Below are 25,012 nucleotides of genomic sequence, written 5' to 3' on the forward strand. Positions count from 1 at the left end.
CGGAAGGGCGATGCCGTGGATGCGCGCGGCCGTCGTGTGCGAGAAGAACTGGTCGTCACGGGCGAGTGCGCGCAGCGCCTCGATCAGGTCGGCGCGCTGGTCGCCCAGCGATCCGACGACGCGCGCACCTCTGGCGGGCGCCTGCAGCTCGGGTGCGCGGAGTGCGGCGGTCGTCCAGCCGCGTTCGCGGGCATCGGCGACGGTGAAGGCTCGATCGGCATGCATGCCAGGAGTGTCACGTCACCCCGCCTCGCACGCGCGAGCAGCTGCGGACTGCACGCGTGCCCTGACCTGTTCGGGACGCGCATCCCGCGTCCTCGCGCGGTCGGCCGTTCCATCGTGGAGGCCGATGCTCGGACGACGGGGATTGGCGACGACCCGCGCGCACGAGACCCCAATCCCCTACCGAGGTCGCCAATCCGAGAGTGCGGAGGCGCCAATCGGCAGCCGGAGTCGCCAATCGACGACCGGAGTCGCCAATCGTGGTGGGGCCGGACGCCGCGCGTCAGGACTTCTTGCCGTCGCCCAGCTGCTCGATGACGGCACGGGCGACCTCGCCCATCGTGAGGCGACGATCCATCGACGCCTTCTGCACCCAGCGGAACGCCTCGGGCTCCGACAGCCCCATGCGCTGGCCGAGCAGGCCCTTCGCGCGGTCGACGAGCTTGCGCGTCTCGAACCGCTCCGCGAAGTCGGCGACCTCGGTCTCGAGCGCCTGGATCTGCTCGTAGCGGGCGAGCGCGATCTCGATCGCGGGCAGCAGGTCGTTGGGGGTGAACGGCTTCACGACGTACGCGAGCGCACCAGCCTCCGACGCACGCTCCACGAGCTCCTTCTGCGAGAACGCCGTCAGCAGCACGACCGGCGCGATCTTGCCCTCCGACAGCTTCTCGGCGGCGGAGATGCCATCCATCTTCGGCATCTTGACGTCCATGACGACGAGATCGGGTCGCAGCTCGGTCGCGAGCTCGACGGCACGCTCGCCGTCGCCGGCCTCGCCGACGATCTCGTAGCCGTTGTCCTGCAGCGTCTCGACGATGTCGAGGCGGATGAGCGACTCGTCCTCCGCGACGACGACGCGGCGCCGACGGCTGCTCGTGGCTGCCTCCGGCTCGGGGAGCTCGGGCTCCAGGAACGTGGCATCGGTCATGGCACTAGCCTATGGGATGCGCGCGCGGACCCCCGCCCGCGCCGGCATGGCGGAATTGGCAGACGCGGCGCACTCAAACTGCGCTTCCTCACGGAGTCAGGGTTCGAGTCCCTGTGCCGGCACGTGCCACGCAGACGCACGAGGCCCCCACCTTCGGAAGGGTGGGGGCCTCGTGCGTGCGCTCGGCTGGCGACGCGAGCCGTCAGTCGGCCGCGGGCACCGACGCGGCGGCGCGCTCGCGCGCCTTCGTCGGCACCTCGATGCGACGCATGCCGTGGTAGGCCTGCGCCGCCTCGTTGTGCGCGTCGCCGACGGTGTGCACGCGCAGGTCGTTCGTCGAGCCCGCGATGCCGGGAGGGGATCCGGAGATCACGACGACCTTCTCGCCCATCGCCACGATGCCGCGGCCGATGAGGATGTCGTCGGCGAGCGCCATCATCTCGTCGGTGTGCGTCACGCGGTCGACCAGGAACGTCTGCATGCCCCAGATGAGCTGCATGCGCGACTCGATCTCCGGGTCGGGCGTGAGCGCGATCGTCGGGATCGACGAGCGCAGACGCGACATGCGCCGTGCCGAGTCGCCCGACTCGGTGAAGACGACGATCGCCTTCGCCTCGACGAACTCCGCGACCTCGCGCGCCGCGAGCGTGATGGCGCCACCCTGCGTGCGGGGCTTCGTGCCCAGCGGCGGGATGCGGGTCAGCCCGTGCGCCTCGGTCGACTCGATGATGCGCGCCATCGTCTCGATCGTGACGATCGGGTACGCGCCGACGCTCGTCTCGCCGGAGAGCATGACCGCGTCGGCACCGTCGAGGATGGCGTTGGCGCAGTCGCTCGCCTCCGCACGGGTGGGCCGCGGTGCCTCGATCATCGACTCGAGCACCTGCGTCGCGACGATGACGGGCTTCGCCCACCTGCGCGACAGCTCGACGGCGCGCTTCTGCACGAGCGGCACCTGCTCGAGCGGCAGCTCGACGCCGAGGTCGCCTCGAGCGACCATGATCGCGTCGAACGCGTCGATGATGTCGGCGAGGTTGTCGACGGCCTGCGGCTTCTCGACCTTGGCGACGACGGGCAGTCGGCGCCCCTCCTCGTCCATGATCTCGTGCACGCGCGCGATGTCGGAGGCGTCGCGCACGAACGACAGCGCGATGATGTCGGCGCCCAGCTGCAGCGCCCACCGCAGGTCGGCCTCGTCCTTGTCGCTCAGCGCGGGGACGTTGACCGCGACGCCAGGCAGGTTGATGCCCTTGTTGTCGCTGACCTTGCCGCCCACGACGACCTTCGTGACGACGCGCACGCCGTCGGTCGAGACGACCTCCAGCACGACGCGACCGTCGTCGATGAGCAACGGGTCTCCGGCGGCGACGTCGTCCGGCAGACCCTTGAACGTCGTCGACACGAGGTCCTTGTCGCCAGGCACGTCCTCCGTCGTGATCGTGAAGGTGTCGCCGTCCGCCAGCACCTGCGGACCCGCGGCGATCTTGCCGAGGCGGATCTTCGGCCCCTGCAGGTCGACCAGGATGCCCACGGGCATGCCCAGCTCGTCGGACGCCCGCCTGATGTCCTCGTACACGGCCTCGTGCACCGGGTATGCGCCGTGGCTCAGGTTGAGCCTGGCCACGTTGACGCCCGCCGCGATCGCGGCCTTCGTCTGCTCGTATCCCGACAGCGCCGGCCCGAAGGTCGCGACGATCTTCGCTCGTCTCATGTGCTCTCTCTCACTTGGACCCCACGGCGACGTGGTCCGTCGCCGTCGAGTCTTCCACCTGTCAGGCGCGGATGGGCATGTCGGTCGCGCGCACCGGCGACGGCAGGGTCGTCGAACCCTCCAGGTACCGGTCCACGGCGGCCGCTGCCGCGCGCCCCTCTGCGATCGCCCACACGATGAGCGATGCACCTCGACCGGCGTCGCCAGCCACGAAGACGCCTTCCGTCGAGGTCGCGTAGTCCGCGTCGCGCGTGACGGCGCCGCGGGTGAACTCCGTGCCGAGCTGAGCCCCGAGGGTCTCCTGCTGGGCACCGGTGAAGCCGAGCGCGAGCAGCACGAGGTCGGCGGGGATCTCCCGCTCCGTGCCTGGCTTCGCGCGGCGGACGCCGTCGACGATCTCGGTCTCGGCGACCTTGAGCGCGCGCACCTCGCCGACGTCGTTCGCCATGAACTCGACCGTGGAGGCGAGGAACGTGCGCTCGCCGCCCTCCTCGTGGCTCGACTGCACCTCGAAGATCGCCGGATGCGTCGGCCACGGCTGGTGGTCGGGCCGGTCGGTGGGCGGCTGCACGCCGATCGCGAGATTCGTGACCGACAGCGCACCCTGGCGGTGCGCCGTGCCGATGCAGTCGGCGCCGGTGTCGCCGCCGCCGAGGACGACGACGTGCTTGCCCTCCGCGGTGATCTGGCTCGACACCGCCGTGCCCGCCACGGCACGGTTCTGCTGCGTCAGGTACTCCATGGCGTAGTGCACGCCCGCGAGGTCGCGGCCGGGGATCGCGAGGTCCCGCGGCACCATGGCGCCCGTCGCGACCACGATGGCGTCGAAGCGCTGCCGCAGCGCGTCCCACGTGACGTCGCGACCGATGTCGACGCCTGCGCGGAAGCGCGTGCCCTCGGCCTGCATCTGCGCGAGCCGCTGGTCGATGGTGCGCTTCTCGAGCTTGAAGTCGGGGATGCCGTACCGCAGCAGGCCGCCGATGCGGTCGTCGCGCTCGTACACCGCGACGGTGTGGCCCGCGCGCGTCAGCTGCTGCGCGGCGGCGAGGCCTGCGGGCCCCGAGCCCACGACGGCCACCGTCTTGCCCGTGAGGCGAGCCGGCGGGTGCGGCTCGATCCAGCCGTGCTGGAACGCGTCGGCGGCGATGGCCTGCTCGACCTGCTTGATCGTGACGGCCGGCTGGTTGATGCCGAGCACGCACGACGACTCGCACGGCGCGGGGCACAGCTTGCCCGTGAGCTCCGGGAAGTTGTTCGTCGCGTGCAGCCGATCGCTCGCGGCACGGCCCTCGCCGCGCCACGTGAGGTCGTTGAACTCGGGGATGAGGTTGCCGAGCGGGCAGCCCTGGTGGCAGAACGGCACGCCGCAGTCCATGCAGCGTCCGGCCTGGCGGCGCAGCACGGCCTTGTCGCCGAGCTCGCCGATCTCCTTCCAGTCCATGATGCGCACCGAGACGGGGCGCTTCGGCGCGAGCTCTCGCTGCGTCGTCTTCAGGAATCCGCGGGGATCAGCCACCGGTCACCTCCAGGATGCGCGTCCAGATCTGGTCGGAGTCGGGGTCGATCCCCGCATCCTCGGCCTGCTTGCGGATGTCCCGCACGGCAGCCCAGTCGCGGGGCACGATCTTCGTGAACCCTGCGAGTCCGCCACGCCCGTCGAGGAGACGCGCGGCGACGGTGGAGCCGGTCAGCTCGACGTGGCGCTCGAGGATCGCGCGCAGCTCGATCTCGTCCTCCTCGCTGAGCCGTTCGAGCAGCAGCTCGCCCGCGTGCAGCGACTCGCGGTTGATGCGAGCGGCGTCGAGGTCGAGCACGTACGCGACGCCGCCGGACATGCCTGCGCCGAGGTTGCGGCCCGTGTGCCCGAGGATCACGGCGATGCCGCCGGTCATGTACTCGAGGGCGTGGTCGCCGGTGCCCTCGCACACGGCCGTCGCGCCGGAGTTGCGCACGAGGAAGCGCTCGCCGACGATGCCGCGGATGTGCAGCGAGCCGGACGTGGCGCCGTAGCCGATGACGTTGCCCGCGATGACGTTGCGCTCCGGCACGAACGGTGCCGCAGGGTCGGGCTGCACGGTGATGAGGCCGCCGGAGAGCCCCTTGCCGACGTAGTCGTTCGCGTCGCCGACGAGCCGCAGCGTGATGCCGCGCGGGATGAACGCGCCGAGGGACTGCCCGGCGGAGCCGCGCAGCGTGATGTCGATCGAGTCCGGCGGCATGCCCGCCTCGCCGTGCCGCTTCGTCACCTCGTTGCCGAGCATCGTGCCGACGGCACGGTCGGTGTTCGCGATCGGGATGTCGAGGCGCACCGTCTCACCCGCCTCGTGGGCCCGCAGCACCTCGTCGAGCAGCCGCATGTCGAGCTGGTCGTCGAGCTCGTGGTCCTGCGTCGTCATGTTGCGGCGCGCCCCTGCCGCCTGCGGCACGTCGAGCACCCTCTGCAGGTCGAGCCCGTCGGCCTTCCAGTGGTGGATCGCGTCGTCGACGTCGAGCAGCTCGGAGCGGCCGATGGCCTCGTCGATCGAGCGCAGGCCGAGCGATGCGAGCAGCTCCCGCACCTCCTGGGCGACGTACTCGAAGAACGTGACGACGAACTCGGGCTTGCCGGTGAAGCGCTCGCGGAGCGTCGGGTTCTGCGTCGCCACCCCGACGGGGCACGTGTCGAGGTGGCACACGCGCATCATGATGCATCCGGAGACGACGAGCGGCGCGGTGGCGAAGCCGTACTCCTCCGCACCCAGCAGCGCGCCGACGAGCACGTCGCGGCCCGTCTTCAGCTGACCGTCCACCTGCACGACCACGCGCTCGCGCAGCCCGTTGACCATGAGGGTGTGCTGCGCCTCGGCGAGCCCGATCTCCCACGGCGTGCCCGCATGCTTCAGCGAGTTCAGCGGGCTCGCGCCCGTGCCGCCGTCGTGACCGGAGACGAGCACGACGTCGGCCTTCGCCTTCGCGACGCCTGCGGCGACCGCGCCGATGCCGGACTGCGACACGAGCTTGACGTGGACGCGCGCCTCGCGATTGGCACGCTTCAGGTCGAAGATGAGCTGCTTGAGGTCCTCGATCGAGTAGATGTCGTGGTGCGGGGGCGGCGAGATGAGTCCCACGCCGCTCGTGGCGTGGCGCGTGCGCGCGACCCACGGGTACACCTTGCCAGGGGGCAGCTGGCCGCCCTCGCCGGGCTTGGCACCCTGCGCCATCTTGATCTGGATGTCGTCGGCGTGCGTCAGGTACATGCTCGTGACGCCGAAGCGTCCCGACGCGACCTGCTTGATCGACGAGCGCCGCTCGGGGTCGAGCAGGCGGTCGACGTCCTCGCCGCCCTCCCCGGTGTTCGACTTGCCGCCGAGCCGGTTCATCGCGATCGCGAGGGTCTCGTGCGCCTCCTTCGAGATGGAGCCGTACGACATCGCACCGGTCGAGAAGCGCTTGACGATCTCGGAGATCGGCTCGACCTCCTCGATCGGGATGGGCGTGACGTCCTCGGTCTTCAGCCGGAACATGCCGCGCAGCGTCTTCAGCTCGCGCGACTGCTCGTCGACGGCGCTCGAGTACTCCCGGAACACGTCGTACTGGCGCGTGCGCGTGGAGTGCTGCAGCCGGAAGACCGTCTCGGGGTTGAACAGGTGGGGCGTCGAGTCGCGACGCCACTGGTACTCGCCGCCGGTCGGCAGCCCCTCGTGCGCGAAGGGCGCCTTCTCGGGCGGGTAGGCGATGGCGTGGCGCTGCGCGGACTCGGAGGCGAGCACGCCGACGCCGACGCCGCCGAGCCTCGTCGGGGTGCCCTCGAAGTAGCGTGCGACGAGCTCCTCGGAGAGCCCGACCGCCTCGAACGCCTGCGCGCCCGCGTAGGATCCGACGGTCGAGATGCCCATCTTCGACATGATCTTCGTGACGCCCTTGCCGAGCGCCTTGATGACGTTGTGCACGGCATCCTCGGGGCTGATGCCGGGGATGCGGCCCGTGATGGCGAGCTGCTCGGCCGTCTCCATCGCGAGGTACGGGTTCACGGCCGATGCGCCGTAGCCGATGAGCAGCGCGACGTGATGCACCTCGCGCACGTCGCCCGTCTCGGCGACGAGGCCGACGCGCATGCGCGTCTCGGCGTCGATGAGGTGGTGGTGCACCGCCGACACGGCGAGCAGGCTCGGGATGGGGGCGAGCTGCTCGTTCGAGTCGCGGTCGGAGATGACGACGTACTGCGCGCCGTCCGCGATGGCCTCGTCGACCTCCGCGCACATCGCGTCGAGCCGCGCGACCATCGACGCCTCGCCGCCCTCGACGGGGTAGAGCGCCGAGATCGTGACGGTGCGTCGCGAGCCCGGCGTGCGGTCGATGTGGCGGATCTTCGCGAGCTCGTCGTTGTCGATGACGGGGAAGTCGAGGATGACCTGGCTCGCGTGCGCCGCCGAGGCGGTGAGCAGGTTGCGCACGGGGCCGAGGCCGAGGCGCATCGACGTCACGACCGACTCGCGGATGGAGTCGAGCGGAGGGTTCGTCACCTGCGCGAACGCCTGCGCGAAGTAGTCGAACAGCAGCCGCGGACGCTCCGAGAGCACCGCGATGGGCGTGTCGGAGCCCATGGCCCCCAGGGGCTCCGCGCCCGTGGCAGCCATGGGGGTGAGCAGGATGCGCACCTCCTCCTCCGTGTACCCGAAGGTGCGCTGGCGGCGCTCCACGGAGGCGGGCGTGTGGATGACGTGCTCGCGGTCGGGCAGCTCGCTGAGGTGGATGCGGCTCGACTCGAGCCACTCCCCCCACGGCTGGGAGCGTGCGAGCTCCATCTTCGTCTGGAAGTTGTCGAGCAGACGCCCCTGCTCGGTGTCGACGAGGAACAGCCGGCCCGGCTGCAGGCGTCCGCGCTGCACGACGCGTGCCGGATCGATCGGCAGCACGCCCGTCTCGCTCGCGACGACGACGAGGCCGTCGTCGGTCACGAGCCAGCGGCCGGGGCGCAGCCCGTTGCGGTCGAGGGTGGCTCCGACGATCGTGCCGTCGGTGAACGAGATCGCGGCGGGGCCGTCCCACGCCTCGAGCAGCAGCGAGTGGTACTCGTAGAAGGCGCGCAGCTCGTCTGGCAGGTCGGTGGCGTTCTCCCACGCCTCCGGCACCATCATCATCATCGCGTGGGGCAGGCTGCGACCGGACAGCGTCAGCAGCTCGAGCACCTCGTCGAACGATCCCGAGTCGGAGATGCCGGGCGTGACGATGGGATAGAGCGGCTTGAGGTCGCCGAGCAGCTCGCTGCGCAGCTGCGACTGGCGTGCGCGCATCCAGTTGCGGTTGCCCTCGACCGTGTTGATCTCGCCGTTGTGCGCGATCATGCGCAGCGGCTGCGCGAGCGGCCACGACGGGAACGTGTTCGTCGAGTAGCGCGAGTGCACGATCGCGAGCCTCGTCGCGAAGCGCTCGTCCGACAGGTCGGGGTAGAACGGCTCGAGCTGCAGGGTCGTGACCATGCCCTTGTAGGTGATGGTGCGTGCCGACAGCGACGGCAGGTAGTCGCCGACCTCGCGCTCGATGCGCTTGCGCAGTCGGAACGTCATGCGATCGAGGTCGATGCCGCTGGCCTGCGTGCCTGCCGACGAGACGAACACCTGCTCGATCGCGGGCATCGAGGCGCGAGCGAGGTCGCCGAGCGTCTCGGGACGCACGGGCACGTCGCGCCAGCCGAGCACCGTGAGGCGCTCCTCGCCCGCGATGCGCTCGATCGCGCGCTTCGCGCTCGCGCGCTCTGCGTCGTCGACCGGCAGGAACGTGAGACCGGCCGCGTACGCACCCGCAGGGGGCAGCGTGAAGCCTGCGACGGCGCGCAGGAACGCGTCGGGCATCTGGGTGAGGATGCCCGCGCCGTCGCCGGTGCCGGCGTCGGAGCCGACGGCGCCGCGATGCTCGAGGTTGCGGAGCGCGTCGAGCGCCGCGACGACGATGTCGTGACCGTCGCTGCCGCGCAGCGTGGCGACCATCGCGAGCCCGCAGGAGTCGCGGTCGAGCGTCGGGTCGTACATCCCTGCTGCTGGATGGCCACCGAGGTGGCGGAGCATGGGTGCCATGTCGGACCTCCGAGTCGAGAGGGCGGCACGGAGCGTCATCGGCCCGTGTGGCGGATCAGGTGGTGGTCGACGCGGTTCCCGCGGCCACTGCCGGCTCTGCCGTTGTGTCGGCGTCGTCGAGCTCGGAGTACACCTCGGAGTCTACCTCGTCATCCTCGGGCTCCCTGCCAGGCTGCCACGGTGCCGGCTCGAGGCCCGGGTGCCTGCGGCTCTGCACGAGCCAGATGATGACGCCGACCGCGACGGCGCCGATCGCGGCCCACACGTTGACGCGGATGCCGAAGATGACCTCGGACGGGTTGATGCGGATGGTCTCCCACACCGCGCGACCCACGCCGTACCAGATGAGGTACAGGCCTGCGACCTTGCCCCAGTGGATCTGGCGGCGTCGGTCGAGCCACAGGATGAGGGCTGCGCCCAGCAGGTTCCAGACGATCTCGTAGAGGAACGTCGGGTGGAAGAGCGTGCCCTCCGGGAGGCCGACGGGGAAGGCGGGGTTGGTCGCCTCGACCTCGAGGCCCCAGGGCAGCCCGGTCGGCTGGCCGAAGAGCTCGTGGTTCAGGTAGTTGCCGACGCGTCCTGCCGCCTGGGCGATGAGCATGCCCGGTGCGAGGGCGTCGATGAAGGTCGTGAACCGCAGGCCGGTGAGTCGGCACCCGATCCAGATGCCGATGGCGCCGAAGATGATGGCGCCGAAGATGGCCACGCCGCCGTTCCAGACGGCGATCACGTTCCAGAAGTCGTAGTTCTCCCCGAGGTACTCGTCGGGATACGTGAGCACGTGGAAGACGCGCGCGCCGACGATGCCCAGCAGCACGGCCCACACGGCGACGTCGATGACGAGGCCGCCGTCGACGCCCCGCTGCCGCAGCCGCCGCGCGGTGAGCCAGGCGGCGAGGAGGATGCCGATGAGGATGCACAGCGCGTAGGTGCGGATCTCGAAGCTCGCGAACGAGACCGTCGCGCCCCACGGCAGCGTGAAGGGGTTGCCGAGGATCGGGAAGACCGTCGTCAGCCACTCCCCGATGGGGATGCCCTGAAGGTCGGGCGAGGGGCTCGGGATGCTCTGCAGCACGGATCCTCCGTGGTCAGTGGGACTGGACGAGTGTAGTGCCGGAGGCGAGGTCGGCGGCGACGGTGCGCAGCCCGGCGATGCCGCCATCGCGCAGCGCGTTCACGAGCGCGGAGCCGGAGATGGCTCCCTCGGCGTACGAGAGCACGTCGGCGACCTGGGCGCCCGTGGAGATGCCGAGACCGACGCAGCGGGGAAGGTCGACGTCGATCGCGGCGCGGCGCTCGCCGATGCGGGCTGCGAGCGTGCGTGCAGCGTCGTCCATCGAGCCGCGCGCGCCGGTCGTGCCCATCGTCGAGACCGTGTAGACGAAGCCGCGCGACGCGCGCAGCACGGCGTCGATGCGGGCGTCGGACGACGACGGCGCGGACAGGAAGATGCGATCGAGGTCGTGCTCGTCGGCAGCGGCGATCCACTCGGCGCCGTTCTCTGGCACGAGGTCGGGCGTGATGAGCCCCGCTCCCCCTGCCTCGGCGAGGCTGCCTGCGAAGCGGTCGACGCCCCAGCGCAGCACGGGGTTCCAGTACGTCATGATCACGACGGGCACGTGCGTGCGGCGCGTGACCTCCGCGATCGTCTCGAACGCCTCCTCGATGCGGAAGCCGCGGTCGAGCGTCGCCTGCGTCGCCGCCTGGATGGCAGGGCCGTCGAGGCTCGGGTCCGAGTACGGCAGGCCGAGCTCGATGGCGGTGAAGCCGGCCTCCGCGAGCGTGACGCACGCCTCGACGCACGTGGCCTGGTCCGGCCACCCGGCCGGGAGGTAGCCGATGAGGGCTCGGCCACCGGAGGCGTCGATCGCGTCCTTGACGGCGCTCATGACTGCGTCGCTCCCTCGTCGAGCACGTCGAACCAGTGCGCCGCGGTCGCGACGTCCTTGTCGCCACGTCCGGAGAGGGAGACGAGCAGCACGGCGTCGGGGCCGAGCTGCGGCGCGAGGCGCAGCGCACCCGCGATGGCGTGCGCGGACTCGATCGCAGGCATGATGCCCTCGAGCCTCGTCAGCTCGCGGAAGGCGTGCATGGCCTCTGCGTCGGTCACCGGCTGGTACTCGGCGCGACCGATGTCGTGCAGCCACGCATGCTCGGGGCCGACGCCCGGGTAGTCGAGGCCCGCGGAGATCGAGTGCGAGTCGCGCGTCTGCCCGTCGGCGTCCTGCAGCATGTACGAGCGCGAGCCGTGCAGCACGCCGGGCGTGCCGTGGCCGATCGTCAGCGCGTGCCGCTCGGTGTCGGCACCGTCGCCGCCTGCCTCGAGCCCGATGAGGCGCACGTCGGCGTCGTCGAGGAACGCGTGGAAGATGCCCATGGCGTTCGAGCCACCGCCGACGCACGCGAGCACGGCATCCGGCAGCCTGCCGACCTGCTCGAGCATCTGCGCGCGCGCCTCCTCGCCGATCTGCGCGTGGAAGTCGCGCACCATGACCGGGTACGGGTGGGGACCGGCCACCGTGCCCATGAGGTAGTGGCTCGTGTCGACGGTGCGCACCCAGTCGCGCAAGCCCTCGTTGATCGCGTCCTTGAGCGTGCGCGCACCCGTCGTGACGGGCACGACCGTGGCGCCGAGCAGGCGCATGCGGGCCACGTTGAGCGCCTGGCGCTCGGTGTCGACCTCGCCCATGTAGATCGTGCACTCCATGCCGAAGAGCGCGGCTGCCGTCGCGGTCGCGACGCCGTGCTGGCCCGCGCCCGTCTCGGCGACGAGTCGCGTCTTGCCGAGCCGCTGCGCGAGCAGCGCCTGGCCGAGCACGTTGTTGATCTTGTGGCTGCCGGTGTGGTTGAGGTCCTCGCGCTTCAGCAGGATGCGCGCGCCGCCGACGGAGGCCGCGAGCCGCGGTGCCTCGGTGAGCAGCGACGGCCGACCCGTGTACTCGCGACCGAGACGCGCGAGCTCCTCGCCGAACGCGGGGTCCTCGCGGGCCTCCTCGTAGGCTGCCGCGAGCTCGTCGATCGCGGCGATGAGGGGCTCGGGCATGTGGATGCCGCCGAACGCGCCGAAGTCGGGCCCGCGCTCGTCGCGGAGGCTCACGATGCGCTCCGGAACGCTGCGACGCGCTCGGCGGGTGCGCCGTCGCGCACGAGCGCCTCGCCGACGAGCACGGCGTGCGCGCCCGCTGCGCGGTACGCGGCGACGTCGGCGACCGACTGCACGCCCGACTCGGCGACCGCGACGACGCCCTCGGGGATGAGGGGGCGCAGCTCGGCGAAGCGCTCGGGGTGCATCTGGAACGTCTGCAGGTCGCGCGTGTTCACGCCGACGATGCGCGCACCGACCGCGAGGGCGCGACGCACCTCGTCGGCGTCGTGGACCTCCACGAGCACCGACAGGCCGAGCTCCTGCGCGAACGCGTGGAGGTCTGCGAGGGTGTCGTCGTCGAGCGCGGCGACGATGAGCAGCACGAGGTCGGCACCCGCGGCGCGCGCCTCGAGCAGCTGGTAGCGCGTCGACAGGAAGTCCTTGCGCAGCACGGCGACGTCGACGGCGTCGCGCACGGCGCGCAGGTCGTCGAGCGTGCCGAGGAAGCGCCGGCCCTCCGTGAGCACGCTGATGACGCTCGCGCCGCCCGCGGCGTACGCGGCGGCGAGCGCGGCGGGCTCGGGGATGTCGGCGATGCGGCCCTTCGAGGGGCTCGCCCGCTTCACCTCGGCGATGACGTGCACGCCGTCGACCGGCTGCGAGAGCAGGGCGACGACGTCGATGGGCGCTCGGGATGCGCGCGCGAGGGCGTCGAGCTCGTCGTACGGCAGCGAGCCGCGACGTGCCTCGGCATCCTCGAGCGCCCCGGTGGTGAGGGCGTCGAGCATCAGTGCTCCTTCGGCGTGTACTTCGGTCCGTCGACGCCGTAGCCGGCCTTCTTCAGGATGAGGCCGGTGAGCGCGCCGATCGGGATGAACGCGGCGGAGATCCAGACGAAGAGCGGCATGTCGAGCCAGAAGAAGAGCGTGCCCACGGCGATGGCCACGAGCATGATGATCACAGCCGTCCAGGCGGCCGGCGAGTGGCCCTCGCCAGGCTCGACGTGCACTTCGGTGGCGGTCTGCTCGGTCACGATGCTCCTCGGATCCATGGGTGTCGTCAGTCTACCGGTCGGTCGCGGCGGGACCGGACGCTGCCTCGTCGGCGTCGGCGTCGGCGGTCCGCGTCGTCGGGTCGACGCCGTCGTCGAGCGCATCCCATGCCAGGCCCGACTCCGCCCGCTCGAACCGCTGCGCGGCCTGCCTGCGCTGCCATGCGCCCGCGGTCGCGAACGTCCACACCGCTGCGGCGAGCGCGAGCACGAGCCCGACGACCGCGAGCGTCGGCGCCGCGGTCGTCGCCGACGCGGCGTCGAGGGTCGTGACGCCCGTCGCGGCGCTCGCAGCGTCGGCGATCGTGGCGTCGAGCCCCGCCACCCGCTGCACGAGATGCGCGGCGCCGACGCCGACGATCGCGACGCCCACGACGGCGAGCACGCGAGCGACGAGCGGCCGTGCGAGCGTGAGGGCGAGGCCGAGCGCGCCGATCGTGAGCGCGACGGGCGCGAGCGCGGGTGCGACGGTCGTGCCGTCGAGCTCGACGGTCGGCGTCCCCTCCGGCGAGACCGTGGCCCACGTCACGACGGAGCCTGCGAGGATCGCGGCACCGGCGGCGAGATGCGCGAGCACCGCCAGCAGCCTGCCCCTCGCCCTCATCGCACGATCCTGCGCATCGCATCGGCCCGCGCCGTGGCACGCAGCGGCGCCGCCGCCTTGCTGCGCACCTCCGCGTGCTCCGTCTCGGGCACGCTGTCGGCGACGAGCCCGGCCCCCGCCTGCACGTGCGCCATGCCGTCGACGATCGTGACGGTGCGGATCGCGATCGCCAGGTCCGCGTCGCCGGCGAAGTCGAAGTAGCCCACGACGCCGCCGTACACGCCGCGCTGCGCGGGCTCGAGCGCATCGATGATCTCCAGCGCCCGAGGCTTCGGCGCACCCGAGAGCGTGCCTGCCGGGAAGGTCGCGCGGAACGCGTCGACGGCGGAGGCGTCGGCGCGCATCCGTCCCTCGACGGTCGACACGATGTGCATGATGTGGCTGAAGCGCTCCACGACCATGAACTCGGTCACGGCGACCGTGCCCGCCTGGCACACCTTCGCGAGGTCGTTGCGGGCCAGGTCGACGAGCATGACGTGCTCCGAGCGCTCCTTCGGGTCTGCGAGCAGCTCGTCGGCGAGCGCGTTGTCGGCGGCCGTGTCGGCGCCGCGCGGCCTCGAGCCTGCGATGGGATGCATCGTCGCGCCACCCTCGTGCACCGTCACGAGCGCCTCCGGGCTCGATCCGACGACCTGGTACGGCTTGCCCGCGGCGTCCTCGAGGGTCAGCAGGTACAGGTAGGGCGATGGATTGAGCAGCCGCAGCACGCGGTAGACGTCGAGCGGATGCGCGTCCAGCGGCACGTCGAAGCGGCTGGAGAGCACGACCTGGAACACGTCGCCGTCGACGATGTGCTCCTTCGCGCGCTCGACCATCGCGCCGAAGCCCTCGGCAGACACCGATGCCGTCGGATCGGGCTCGATCGAGACGTCGAGCGGCTCGGCGAGCCACGTCGGCGCGTCCTCGGCGAGGCGCGCCTGCATGTCGTCGAGCTGTCGCTGCGCGCCGGCCCACAGGCGGTCGGGCTCCTCCACGCCGTCGGCGAGCGCCGTCGCGATGAGCAGCGCCGTGCCGGTGCGGTGGTCGAGCACGACGAGCTCGGCGACGAACGACAGCCCGATCGCGGGCACGTCGACCTGCCGCTGAGGAGGATTCGGCAGGTGCTCCAGCTCGCGCACCGTCTCCCAGCCGATGTGGCCGACGAGCCCTCCGGTGAGGCGCGGCAGCCCTGGCACGCGAGGCGTCCTCCACCGCTCGAGCACGTGCGCGACCGTCTCGAGCGGCGTGCGCTCCACGTCGTCGCCCAGCAGCCGCTCGAGGCTGAGGCCGTGGCTGCGCCACGAGACGTCGCCCTCGTCGGCCGTGAGCTGGCCGAAGGACGACACGCCCACGAACGAGAAGCGGTTCCACACGCCCTGCTCGGCGGACTCGAGCAGGAACGAGCCCGGGCGGTCGACGGCGAGCTTGCGGTAGACGCCGACGGGCGTCTCGGTGTCGGCGAGGATCTCGCGCACGACCGGCACGACGCGGTGCGTCGGCAGCAGGGCGTCGAACTGCTCGCGCGTCGTCGTCGTCACGAGGTCACCTCGATGGGCGTGAAGAAGCACGAGCGGTTGCCGGTGTGGCACGCCGGGCCCGTCTGCTCGACGCGCACGAGCAGCGTGTCGGCGTCGCAGTCGATCGCGATCGACACCGGCACCTGCACGTTGCCGGACGTGTCGCCCTTGCGCCAGTACTCCTGTCGCGAGCGCGACCAGAACGTCACGCGACCCTCGGTCGCGGTGCGGCGCAGCGCCTCGTCGTCCATGTAGCCGACCATGAGCACGTCGCCGGTCGCGTCGTCCTGGATGACGGCGGGCACGAGGCCGTCCGCGTCGGTCGTCAGCTGCGGGATCATCGCACCGTCACCCCCGCCGCCAGCATGGCGGCCTTCACGTCGTCGATCGTGCACTGCTGCGAGTGGAAGATGCTCGCTGCGAGCACGGCGTCGGCACCCGCCGCCACGGCGGGCGCGAAGTGCTCGGGACCGCCTGCGCCCCCGCTCGCGACGACCGGCACGCTCGTCGCAGCGCGGACGGCCTCGATGAGGCCGAGGTCGAAGCCGGTCTTCGTGCCGTCGGCGTCGATGGAGTTCACGAGCAGCTCCCCAGCGCCGCGTCGGTCGACCTCGGCAGCCCACGCGATCGCGTCGATGCCCGTGCGACGCCTGCCGCCGTGCGTCGTGACCTCGAAGCCGCTGTCGGTGTCGGCCGAGCGCAGCACGTCGAGCGAGACGACGAGCACCTGGGCGCCGAACGCGTCCGAGATCTCGTCGACGACCTCCGGCCTCGCGATCGCCGCGGAGTTCACGCCCACCTTGTCGGCACCGTGCGCCAGCAGGCGCGAGACGTCCGCGACCGTGCGCACGCCTCCCCCGACCGTCAACGGGATGAAGATCTGCTCCGCGCAGCGCTCGACGACCTCGAGGATCGTGTCCGCCCCCTCGACGGTCGCCGTGACGTCGAGGAACGTCAGCTCGTCCGCTCCCTGCTGCGCGTAGCGTGCGGCGAGCTCGACGGGGTCGCCCTGGTCGGCGAGGTCCTGGAAGTTCACGCCCTTCACGACGCGGCCGCCCGCCACGTCGAGGCATGGGATGACGCGCGTCGTGAGCATCAGACCCTCGCTGCGTGGATGCGCGTGACGATGATCGCCTTCGCGCCGACGGCCTCGAGGGAGTCCATGATGCGGTTGACGTCGTGCGACTCGGTCATGACCCGCACGGCGACCCAGTCGTCGTCGCGCAGCGGCGAGATCGTCGCCGACTCCTTGCCTGGGCACACCCGCACGGCGGCGTCGAGGTCGTCGCGGCGCACGTCGTAGTCGACCATGACGTAGCGGCGAGCCACCAGCACGCCCTCGAGCCTGCGGCGCAACGTGTGGAGGCCGTCGCTCGCGCGACCGGAGGAGATGAGCACGGCCTCCGACGACAGGATGGGGTCGCCGAACGTCTCGAGCCCCTGCTTCCGCAGCGTCGCGCCCGTCTCGACGACGTCGGCGATCGCGTCGGCGACCCCGAGCCGCACGGCCGACTCGACGGCGCCGTCGAGGTGCACGAGCGTCGCGTCGATGCCGCGTGCCGCGAGCCACGACTGCAGGAGCCCGGTGTAGCTCGTCGCGATGCGCATGCCCGAGAGCTGCTCCTGCGACGAGAAGGCGCCGACGGGGCCCGCGAAGCGGAACGTGGAGCGGCCGAAGCCGAGACCCTGCACCTCGACGGCGGGCGAGCCCGAGTCCAGCAGCAGGTCGCGACCCGTGACGCCCGCGTCGATGACGCCGGAGCCGACGTAGGTCGCGATGTCTCGCGGTCGCAGGTAGAAGAACTCGACGTCGTTCGCCGGATCGGCGACGATGAGCTCCTTGCCGTCGCGGCGGCCGTGGTAGCCGGCCTCCGCGAGCATGTCGGCGGCGGTCTCGGACAGCGCGCCCTTGTTGGGCACGGCGATCTTCAGCATGAGGCTCTCTCTGCGGGTCGAGGCGACCCTGGTGTCTGCGGACGACGGGTGAGCGGCAGGCTCAGAGATGTCGGTAGACGTCCTGCAGGCTGATGCCCTTCGCGAGCATCAGCACCTGCAGGTGGTACAGCAGCTGCGAGATCTCGAGCGCGGTCTGCTCGTCGCCCTCGTGCTCGGCGGCCATCCACACCTCGGCGGCCTCCTCGACGATCTTCTTGCCGATGGAGTGCACGCCGCCCTCGACGCGTGCGAGCGTGTTGCCCTCGCGTCGCTCTGCCACCGTCTGCTCGAGCTCGGCGAACAGGGAGTCGAAGTCCTTCACGGCTCCAGGGTAGTCGTCTCGGCGAGCACGTCGCGCAGCGCCTGGATGCGCCCGGCGGGGTCGCCGTGCCCGTAGACGGCGCTGCCTGCCACGAACGTGTCGGCACCGGCGGCCGCGGCCTCGGCGATCGTCGCCGTCGAGATGCCGCCGTCGACCTGCAGCCGCACCTGCACGCCTGCGTCGTCGGCGGCTCGGCGCAGGACGCCGAGCCTCGGCAGCACCTCCGGCATGAACGACTGGCCGCCGAAGCCGGGCTCGACCGTCATGACGAGCACCATGTCGAAGGCGTCGATGCGGTCGGCGAACGGCGTGACGTCGGTGCCGGGCTTCAGCGCGACCGACGCGGCGACCCCCGCGTCACGCAGCACCGCGGCGAGGGCGAAGGGATCGCGGCTCGCCTCGGCGTGGAACGTGACGCTCGTGACGCCGGGCAGCACGTACTGCGGCGCCCACCGGTCGGCGTCCTCGACCATGAGGTGCACGTCCAGCGGCACGGGCGAGACCTGTCCGATGCGCTCCACGACGGGCAGGCCGATCGTGAGGTTCGGCACGAAGTGGCCGTCCATGACGTCGACGTGCACGCCGTCGGCCGTCGCGATCGCCGTGAGGTCGCGCTCGAGGTTGACGAAGTCGGCGGACAGGATGCTCGGATGGATGCGCACGACGACGAGGCTATCGAGCGGCGGCGGCGGCCGAGTCCGGCGCCTCCGGCCTGCGCAGCAGCTGCACGAACATCGCGTCGGTGCCCGCACGGTGCGGCCACAGCTGCACGGCGTCGCCCGTGCCGCCGAGCTCGGCGTCGGGAGCGATGCGAGCGAGCACGGCGCGCGTGTCGACGGGCTCCGCGCCCTCGGCCAGCGCACCCTGCACGATCGCGCGGGTCTCGGCCAGGTGCGGCGAGCACGTCACGTACGCCACGAGGCCTCCCGGCCGCACCGCCAGCATCGCCGCGCGCAGCAGCTCGGCCTGCAGGCGCGCGAGCTCCGGCACGTCGCCCGGCTGCTTGCGCCACCGCGCCTCGGGCCGCCGTCGCAACGCGCCGAGCCCCGTGCAGGGTGCGTCGAGCAGGATGCGGTCGTAGACGCCCTCGCGGTCGCCGTAGCGGCGGCCGTCGCCGACGGCGACGTGCACGGACGGGTCGACGGCGGCGAGCGCCTGCCGCACGAGACCCGCGCGCGTGGGCACGAGCTCGTTGGCCTCGAGGTGCGCCCCGCCCGCCCGCGCCTCGGCCGCGAGCAGGGCCGCCTTGCCACCGGGGCCCGCGCACAGGTCGAGCCACCGCTCCCCTGCCGTCACGGGCAGCGCTCGCGTGAGCGCGAGCGCTGCGAGCTGGCTGCCTGCGTCCTGCACGCGCGCGCGGCCCTCGCGGACGGCGGGCACGCGCCACGGGTCGCCGGCGGGCGCGAGCCTGCCCACGGGCGACGCGGTGCGCTCGTCGCCGAGCTCGTCGGGGCCCGCGAGGCCGGGCAGGGCGACGAGCTGCACGCGCGGCGCGTCGTTGTCGGCTGCGAGCAGCGCCTCGAGCTGCCCTGCCGCGCCCTCGGCGTCGAGCGATCGCCGCAGCGCACGCACGATCCACGTCGGATGCGCGGTGCGCAGGCCGATGGCGTCGTCGGTGGAGAGGTCGGCGGCCAGTCGCTCGACCTGCTCGTCGACGGGCGTCGCGGCGATGCGTCGCAGCACGGCGTTCGCGAAGCCGCGGCGACCCCGATGGTCGCCGAGCAGCTCGATCGACGCGTGCACGGCTGCGTGAGCGGGCACGCGCATGTGCGAGAGCTGGTGCACGGCGATGCGCAGCACCGACAGCGTCGTCGGGTCGATCTCGTCGATCGGCCTGCCTGCCGCGGCGACGATGACGGCGTCGAGCTGGCCCTGCCACCGCAACGTGCCGTAGGCGAGCTCCGTCGCGAACGCGGCGTCCTGCGCATCGAGCCCGGCATCGCGGATGCGGGTCGGCAGCAGCAGGTTCGCGTACGCGTCGTCGACGTCGACGTCGCGCACGACCTCCTGCGCGACGCGGCGTGCGCTCGCTCGCTCGCCAGCGGGCCGGCGCTGGCCGCTGCGACCGCGAGGCGACTGCTGGCGACGATCAGGCATCGAGCACGACCTCTCCTCCGCGACCGCGCAGCCAGTCCGCTGCCGCCATGGGCTTCCTGCCCGCGGGCTGCACGTCGCCGAGCGCGAGCGCCGCGGTGCCCGTGCCCAGCACGGCATCCCTGCCGACGAGCCGCGCGGTGCCCGATGGCAGCGGATCGGCGGCGCTGCGGGCGAGTCCGAGCACCTTGACGCGCTCGCCGGCGAGCAGCACGTGCGCACCGGGCTCCGGCGTGACGCCGCGGAAGCGGTCGAGCACGCGAGGTGCGCTCTCGTCGAGACGCAGCCTGCCGTCGGCGAGGGCGAGCTTCGGCGCGAACGATGCCGTGCCGACCTGGTCGACGAACGTCGCCGAGCCGTCGGCGATCGCGTCGACGGCGTCGACGAGCACGCCGGAGCCGGAGGCGGCGAGCTGCGCCAGCAGGTCGCCTGCCGTCGCCAGCGGCGGGACCGGCGAGGGCACGACCGCCACGAGCGGCCCCGCGTCGAGCTCGGGCACGAGGCGGAACACGCTCACGCCCGTCTCGTGCGCGCCGTCGACGAGCGCGCGCTGCACGGGGGCCGCGCCACGGTACGCAGGCAGCACCGAGAAGTGCAGGTTGATCCACCCGTGCTCGGGTGCGGACAGCAGCGGCTCGCGCACGAGCCCGCCGTACGCGACGACGACGCCGAGCGCCGCTCCGACCTCGACGATGCGCTGCGTCGCGGCCTCGTCGAGGCGGTTGGCCTCGAGCACGGGCAGCCCGAGCCGCTCGGCCGCCGCGGCCACGGGCGTGGGCGTCACGACGCGCCTGCGGCCCTGCGGCGAGGCGGCGCGCGTGACGACGAGCGCGACCTCGTGGCGGGCGGCGAGGGCCTCGAGGCTCGGCACGGCGGCCTCCGGGCTCCCGGCGAAGACGATGCGCATCAGATCCCCTCGAACGGCTCATGGTCGTCGACGTGCACGCGCACGGGCGCGCCCTTGGCCACGCGCGAGCGCGACTGCGTCGCAGCGCGCACGACCTCGGCACGCAATGCCAGCGCGACGTCGACGCCCGCTCCGTAGTCGAAGCGGACGATCGACCGTACCGCGCCGTCGCCGACGTCGACGGGTCCGAGCGCGTCGGTCGCGCCGATCCCCTGCACGGCGCGCACGACCCGCTCGACCTCGTCGGGGCCTCCGACGACCGATGCGACACGGACGGCGGGCGGGAACCGCAGCGCGCGACGGTCGGCGAGCTCCGCAGCGGCGAAGCCGCCGGGGTCGCGCGCGGTCATCGCGGTCGCGACGCGCCCCACCGCCCCCGTGACGACGATCGTTGCATCGTCGCGCGCCAGCGCACGCGCGCTCGACCAGGCCCGCACGGCGTCCTCCGCGACGCGCAGGCTCTCGCGTGCGAGCAGCCGCTCGCCGTCGAGCAGCAGCACGGCGCGGTAGCCGCCGGCCGCGATGGGCTCGGCGCCGCGGGTCGCGACCACGAGCCTCGGTGCGTCGTCGACGTCGAGGCGCTCGTGCTGCCCGTCGGCGACGACGACGGGCACGCCGGGGAAGGCGCGACCGAGCTCGTCGGCCGTGCGCACCGAGCCGCGACCGAGCTCCGCGAGCCCTCGGCCGCCGCACGACGTGCACGCCCATGCCGCGTGCACCGCGCCGCACCACGCGCACGACGGCGAGGCGTCCGCTCGCGCGCGCCGCAGCGGCCCGCGGCAGCGCCTGCAGCGCGCTCGCTCGCCGCATCGTGCGCACGCGAGCGCCGGCGCATGCCCGGGCTGGGCGACCTGCACGAGCACGGGCCCGTGCGCGATCGCCTCCTTCGCGACCTGGAACGCCATCGCGGGGATGCGGGCCGTCTGCCCGGCGGCGAGGGCGGCGGGCAGCGTCCGCGGCGGCCGCCCGCGCGAGACGGCCTCGAGGTAGCCGAGCTCGACGAGCCGCTGCGCCTCGGTCGAGCGCGCGTGTCCCGCGAGCACGAGGGCGCACCCCGACTGCTGCTGGCGGACGAGCGCGACGTCGCGCGTCGTCGCATACGGCGAGAGGGGCTCGTCGTGCAGCGGGTCGCCGTCCTCCCACACCGCGAGGAGCCCGAGGTTCGCTGCAGGTGCGTAGACGGCGCTGCGGGGTCCGACGATCGCGATGGGTCCGCCGTCGAGGGTGCGCAGGAACCCGCGATAGCGGTCCGGGGTCGACTGCCGACGATCGAGCTCGACGACGCGGTCGCCCACGACCGCGCGCAGCGCCGCCACGAGCTGCCGCTGGTCTCGGTGATCGGGCACGACGAGGATCGCCTGCTCCCCGCGAGCGAGCGCGTCGCGCGCGAGCCCCGCGAGCTCCACCGCCCACCTGCCGACCCACGCATCGCCGCCGTCACCCCCGCCTGCCACCTGCTCGACGCCGGGCTCGGGTCGCAGCGCGATGCGCCCGCGGCGCTCGACGAGGCTCGGCAGGATGCTCGCCGCTGCCTCCGGCGGCGTCGGCTGCGCACGCTCCGCCTTCAGCCACGCCGTCTCGGGGCGCGCCTGCCTGCTGGGGATCGCGACGCGCAGCACGTCGGCCGCCGTGCCGCCCGCGCGGTCGGCGACGGCGCGCACGAGCTCCCACACCTCCGGCTGCAGCACCGGCACCTGCGACAGCACGCGCTCGACGCGATGCAGCTCACCGGCGAACTCGCTCTGCTCGACGACCTCCACGACGTACCCGGGCAGCATGCGTCCGCCGAAGGGCACGCGCACGCGCACGCCGACCGGCGCGTCGTCGGCGACGAAGTCGAAGCGTCGGTCGAGCTGCGGCAGCCGCGACTCGACGACGACGCGGACGACGCTCATGCCACGCCGGCAGCCTTGCGCAGCGCGTCGACGCGGGGGGTGTGCTCCCACGTGAAGTCGGGCAGCTCGCGGCCGAAGTGGCCGTACGCCGCCGTCTGCGCGTAGATGGGCCTGCGCAGGTCGAGGTCTCGGATGATCGCCTCCGGACGCAGGTCGAACACGCTGAGGATCGCGTCGGTGAGCGTGCCGTCGTCGACCGTGCCGGTGCCGAACGAGTCGACGTAGAGCCCGACGGGCGTCGCGCGGCCGATCGCGTACGCGACCTGCACCTCGACGCGGCGTGCGAGCCCTGCGGCGACGACGTGCTTCGCGACCCAGCGCAGCGCGTAGGCGGCCGAGCGGTCGACCTTCGAGGGGTCCTTGCCGCTGAACGCGCCGCCGCCGTGCCTGGCAGCGCCGCCGTAGGTGTCGACGATGATCTTGCGGCCGGTGAGGCCCGCGTCGCCCTTCGGCCCACCGACGATGAACGAGCCCGACGGGTTGACGAACGTCGTCATGTCGTCGTGGGGCAGGCCGAGCTGCGCGAGCACGGGCGCGATGACGTGCTGCATGACGTCGGCGCGCAGCACCTCCTGGTCGACGTCCTCGGCGTGCTGCGTCGAGACGACGACGGCGTCGACGCGCACGGGCTCGTGGTCCACGTACTCGATCGTCACCTGCGTCTTGCCGTCGGGGCGCAGGTACGGGATCGTGCCGTCGCGGCGCACGGCCGTGAGGCGCTCCGCGAGGCGGTGCGCCGCCCAGGCCGTCGCGGGCATGAGCGACGGCGTCTCGTCGGTCGCGTAGCCGAACATGATGCCCTGGTCGCCCGCGCCGAGCTGCGACAGCGCGTCGGTCTCGCCGCCGCGCGCCTCGAGGCCCGTGTCGACGCCCGTGGCGATCTCGAGCGACTGCTCGCCGATCGAGACGGTGACGCCGCACGAGTTGCCGTCGAACGACACCTGCGACGAGTCGTAGCCGATCGCGACGATCGTGTCGCGCACGAGCTTCGGGATCTCGACGTAGCCCTCGGTGCGCACCTCGCCGGCGACGTGCACGAGCCCCGTGGTGACGAGCGTCTCGACGGCGACGCGCGAGTGCGCGTCCTGCGCGAGCATCGCGTCGAGGATCCTGTCGGAGATCTGGTCGCAGATCTTGTCTGGGTGGCCCTCGGTGACGGACTCGGAGGTGAACAGCCGGGAGGTCATGCGTGCTCCTGCAGTGTGGTTCGGACGGAGTCGAGGATGGCATCGGCCACCGACGCCTTGGCGCCGGAGGCGGTCGCGACGACGCCGGAGGCGTCGAGGATCTCGACGGCCGTCTCGACGTCGCCGAATCCCAGGTCCACGCCGACCTGGTTCAGCACGAGGAGGTCGCAGCCCTTGCGGGCGAGCTTCGCCTGCGCGATCGCGCGGCGAGCGTCGGCATCCGGCTCGGTCTCGGCGGCGAAGCCCACGACGACGCCGCGCGGGGCATGCGCCGAGAGCTCGGCGAGGATGTCGGGGTTCTCGGCGAGGCGCAGCGTGGGCGTCGGGCCCCACGCGTCCTTCTTGAGCTTCGCGTCGCTGACCTCGGCGACGCGATAGTCGGCGACGGCGGCGGCCATGATCGTCGCGTGCGCGTCGCGGCTCGCGAGCAGCATGGCCTCGCGCAGCTCGGTGGTGGTCGACACCTCGATCAGGCGCACGCCCGACGGCACCGGCACCTGCAGGTTCGCGCCCACGAGCGTCACGTCGGCGCCGCGCGCAGCCGCACGGGCTGCGAGTGCGACGCCATGCGCACCCGAGGAGCGGTTGCCGAGGAATCGCACGGGGTCGATGGGCTCGCGGGTGCCGCCCGCGCTCACCGCGATGCGCATGCCCTCGAGGTCGCGCGTCGGCGCGACGGCCGCGTAGGCCGCCTCGACGACGTCGTCGGGCTCGACCATGCGGCCAGGACCGGAGTCGTGGCCGGTGAGCAGGCCGTCCGCCGGCCCGACGATCGTGACGCCGCGCTCGCGCAGCGTCGCGACGTTCGCCTGCGTCGCCGCGTTGCGCCACATCTCGGTGTGCATCGCGGGCGCGACGACGAGCGGCGCCTCGGAGGCGAGGATCGTCGTGCCCAGCAGGTCGTCGGCGATGCCGTGCGCGATGCGCGCGAGCGTCGACGCCGTCGCCGGCAGCACGACGATGAGGTCGGCTGCCTGCCCGAGGGCGACGTGCCGCACCTCGGCGACGTCGTCGAACAGGTCGGTCGTCACGGGGTTGCGGCTGAGCGCCTCGAAGGTGGGGATGCCGACGAACCGCACGGCTGCGGCCGTGGGCACGACGTGCACGTCGTGCCCATCCCGAACGAGACGTCGGATGGCGTGCGCGGCCTTGTAGGCCGCGATCCCGCCGGCGACGCCGACGACGACGCGCACTACGCGGAGGGCTGCGCCGGCTTGAGGAGGAGCTTGTCCTCGTGGATCTCGTGGAGCGCCACCGACAGCGGCTTGTCCTCGAGCGTCGAGTCGACGAGCGGCCCGACGTTGTCGAACATGCTGCCCTCGTGGAGGTCGGTGTAGTAGTCGTTGATCTGGCGTGCGCGCTTCGACGCGAAGATCACGAGCTGGTACTTCGAGTCGACCTTCGAGAGCAGCTCGTCGATCGGCGGGTTGATGATGCCCTTGTCGGCCATGGGTCCTCCTTGGGAAGCGTGAGCGCGCGAGCCTCGATGCGGAGGCGGCCTCGTGCGAGACGGCGCAGTGGA

General features: G+C 72.5%; 22 protein-coding genes and 1 tRNA gene. 1 reads left to right on the plus strand and 22 read right to left on the minus strand.

What is annotated here, in order from left to right:
* Positions 1-505: 505 nt before the first annotated feature.
* Positions 506-1,150 carry an ANTAR domain-containing response regulator gene (locus ACZ6H8_RS11925; protein WP_464147057.1) on the minus strand — a complete coding sequence of 215 codons (645 nt, stop codon included), beginning with the start codon at positions 1,148-1,150 and terminating at the stop codon, positions 506-508.
* Between the two features lie 40 nt (positions 1,151-1,190).
* On the opposite strand from ACZ6H8_RS11925, the gene ACZ6H8_RS11930 reads away from it, so the two are divergent.
* Positions 1,191-1,272: transfer RNA gene (locus tag ACZ6H8_RS11930), tRNA-Leu, on the plus strand.
* 80 nt (positions 1,273-1,352) lie between these two features.
* Here the strand turns inward: ACZ6H8_RS11930 and pyk are convergent.
* The 21 genes from pyk to rpoZ all read right to left on the minus strand — a co-directional run bounded on the left by pyk (position 1,353) and on the right by rpoZ (position 24,940).
* A complete protein-coding gene (gene pyk / locus ACZ6H8_RS11935) occupies positions 1,353-2,861 on the minus strand; it encodes a pyruvate kinase (RefSeq protein ID WP_464147058.1) in 1,509 nt (502 codons plus the stop codon).
* A 61-nt stretch (positions 2,862-2,922) separates the two neighbouring features.
* Entirely contained in the window at positions 2,923-4,377 is a 1,455-nt protein-coding gene (locus tag ACZ6H8_RS11940) for a glutamate synthase subunit beta (protein ID WP_464147059.1), read from the minus strand.
* Positions 4,370-8,914 carry a glutamate synthase large subunit gene (gene gltB, locus ACZ6H8_RS11945; protein WP_464147060.1) on the minus strand — a complete coding sequence of 1,515 codons (4,545 nt, stop codon included), beginning with the start codon at positions 8,912-8,914 and terminating at the stop codon, positions 4,370-4,372. Before gltB ends, ACZ6H8_RS11940 begins: the two co-directional genes overlap by 8 nt.
* Positions 8,915-8,969: 55 nt before the next feature.
* Positions 8,970-9,989: a prolipoprotein diacylglyceryl transferase gene (gene lgt, locus ACZ6H8_RS11950; protein WP_464147061.1), complete on the minus strand. Its 1,020-nt coding sequence runs from the start codon at positions 9,987-9,989 to the stop codon at positions 8,970-8,972.
* Positions 9,990-10,002: 13 nt separating this feature from the next.
* Complete coding sequence (trpA, locus tag ACZ6H8_RS11955) at positions 10,003-10,803, minus strand: tryptophan synthase subunit alpha (protein WP_464147062.1); 801 nt, start codon at positions 10,801-10,803, stop codon at positions 10,003-10,005.
* Entirely contained in the window at positions 10,800-12,011 is a 1,212-nt protein-coding gene (gene trpB, locus ACZ6H8_RS11960) for a tryptophan synthase subunit beta (protein WP_464147063.1), read from the minus strand. Before trpB ends, trpA begins: the two co-directional genes overlap by 4 nt.
* Positions 12,008-12,787 (minus strand): indole-3-glycerol phosphate synthase TrpC, encoded by a 780-nt coding sequence (trpC, locus tag ACZ6H8_RS11965; RefSeq protein WP_464147064.1) that lies wholly within the window; start codon positions 12,785-12,787, stop codon positions 12,008-12,010. The genes trpB and trpC overlap by 4 nt, the downstream gene beginning before the upstream one ends.
* On the minus strand, positions 12,787-13,032 hold the full coding sequence (locus ACZ6H8_RS11970) for a DUF6704 family protein (RefSeq protein WP_464147065.1): 246 nt from the start codon (positions 13,030-13,032) through the stop codon (positions 12,787-12,789). The genes trpC and ACZ6H8_RS11970 overlap by 1 nt, the downstream gene beginning before the upstream one ends.
* A gap of 31 nt (positions 13,033-13,063) precedes the next feature.
* Positions 13,064-13,654 (minus strand): Trp biosynthesis-associated membrane protein, encoded by a 591-nt coding sequence (locus ACZ6H8_RS11975; protein WP_464147066.1) that lies wholly within the window; start codon positions 13,652-13,654, stop codon positions 13,064-13,066.
* Entirely contained in the window at positions 13,651-15,171 is a 1,521-nt protein-coding gene (locus ACZ6H8_RS11980; protein WP_464147068.1) for an anthranilate synthase component I, read from the minus strand. Before ACZ6H8_RS11980 ends, ACZ6H8_RS11975 begins: the two co-directional genes overlap by 4 nt.
* Positions 15,168-15,491 (minus strand): phosphoribosyl-AMP cyclohydrolase, encoded by a 324-nt coding sequence (gene hisI, locus ACZ6H8_RS11985; RefSeq protein ID WP_464147069.1) that lies wholly within the window; start codon positions 15,489-15,491, stop codon positions 15,168-15,170. The genes ACZ6H8_RS11980 and hisI overlap by 4 nt, the downstream gene beginning before the upstream one ends.
* On the minus strand, positions 15,488-16,249 hold the full coding sequence (gene hisF, locus ACZ6H8_RS11990; protein WP_464147293.1) for an imidazole glycerol phosphate synthase subunit HisF: 762 nt from the start codon (positions 16,247-16,249) through the stop codon (positions 15,488-15,490). The genes hisI and hisF overlap by 4 nt, the downstream gene beginning before the upstream one ends.
* On the minus strand, positions 16,246-17,085 hold the full coding sequence (hisG, locus tag ACZ6H8_RS11995; protein ID WP_464147070.1) for an ATP phosphoribosyltransferase: 840 nt from the start codon (positions 17,083-17,085) through the stop codon (positions 16,246-16,248). The genes hisF and hisG overlap by 4 nt, the downstream gene beginning before the upstream one ends.
* Before the next feature lie 61 nt (positions 17,086-17,146).
* Positions 17,147-17,407: a phosphoribosyl-ATP diphosphatase gene (locus ACZ6H8_RS12000; protein WP_464147071.1), complete on the minus strand. Its 261-nt coding sequence runs from the start codon at positions 17,405-17,407 to the stop codon at positions 17,147-17,149.
* A complete protein-coding gene (gene rpe, locus ACZ6H8_RS12005; RefSeq protein WP_464147072.1) occupies positions 17,404-18,069 on the minus strand; it encodes a ribulose-phosphate 3-epimerase in 666 nt (221 codons plus the stop codon). The genes ACZ6H8_RS12000 and rpe overlap by 4 nt, the downstream gene beginning before the upstream one ends.
* A gap of 10 nt (positions 18,070-18,079) precedes the next feature.
* Positions 18,080-19,504, minus strand: a complete 1,425-nt coding sequence (locus ACZ6H8_RS12010) for an RsmB/NOP family class I SAM-dependent RNA methyltransferase (protein WP_464147073.1) — start codon at positions 19,502-19,504, stop codon at positions 18,080-18,082.
* Positions 19,497-20,408, minus strand: a complete 912-nt coding sequence (locus ACZ6H8_RS12015) for a methionyl-tRNA formyltransferase (protein WP_464147075.1) — start codon at positions 20,406-20,408, stop codon at positions 19,497-19,499. Before ACZ6H8_RS12015 ends, ACZ6H8_RS12010 begins: the two co-directional genes overlap by 8 nt.
* The gene (locus ACZ6H8_RS12020) at positions 20,408-22,303 is read right to left on the minus strand and encodes a primosomal protein N' family DNA-binding protein (RefSeq protein ID WP_464147076.1); all 1,896 of its coding nucleotides are present in this window, start codon (positions 22,301-22,303) and stop codon (positions 20,408-20,410) included. Before ACZ6H8_RS12020 ends, ACZ6H8_RS12015 begins: the two co-directional genes overlap by 1 nt.
* Positions 22,300-23,490, minus strand: coding sequence for a methionine adenosyltransferase (gene metK / locus ACZ6H8_RS12025; protein WP_464147077.1), 1,191 nt, complete (start codon positions 23,488-23,490; stop codon positions 22,300-22,302). Before metK ends, ACZ6H8_RS12020 begins: the two co-directional genes overlap by 4 nt.
* The gene (gene coaBC / locus ACZ6H8_RS12030; RefSeq protein ID WP_464147079.1) at positions 23,487-24,683 is read right to left on the minus strand and encodes a bifunctional phosphopantothenoylcysteine decarboxylase/phosphopantothenate--cysteine ligase CoaBC; all 1,197 of its coding nucleotides are present in this window, start codon (positions 24,681-24,683) and stop codon (positions 23,487-23,489) included. Before coaBC ends, metK begins: the two co-directional genes overlap by 4 nt.
* Complete coding sequence (gene rpoZ, locus ACZ6H8_RS12035) at positions 24,683-24,940, minus strand: DNA-directed RNA polymerase subunit omega (RefSeq protein ID WP_464147081.1); 258 nt, start codon at positions 24,938-24,940, stop codon at positions 24,683-24,685. The genes coaBC and rpoZ overlap by 1 nt, the downstream gene beginning before the upstream one ends.
* Positions 24,941-25,012 lie beyond the last annotated feature (72 nt).

Source organism: Agrococcus sp. AC640b, from assembly GCF_979255995.1.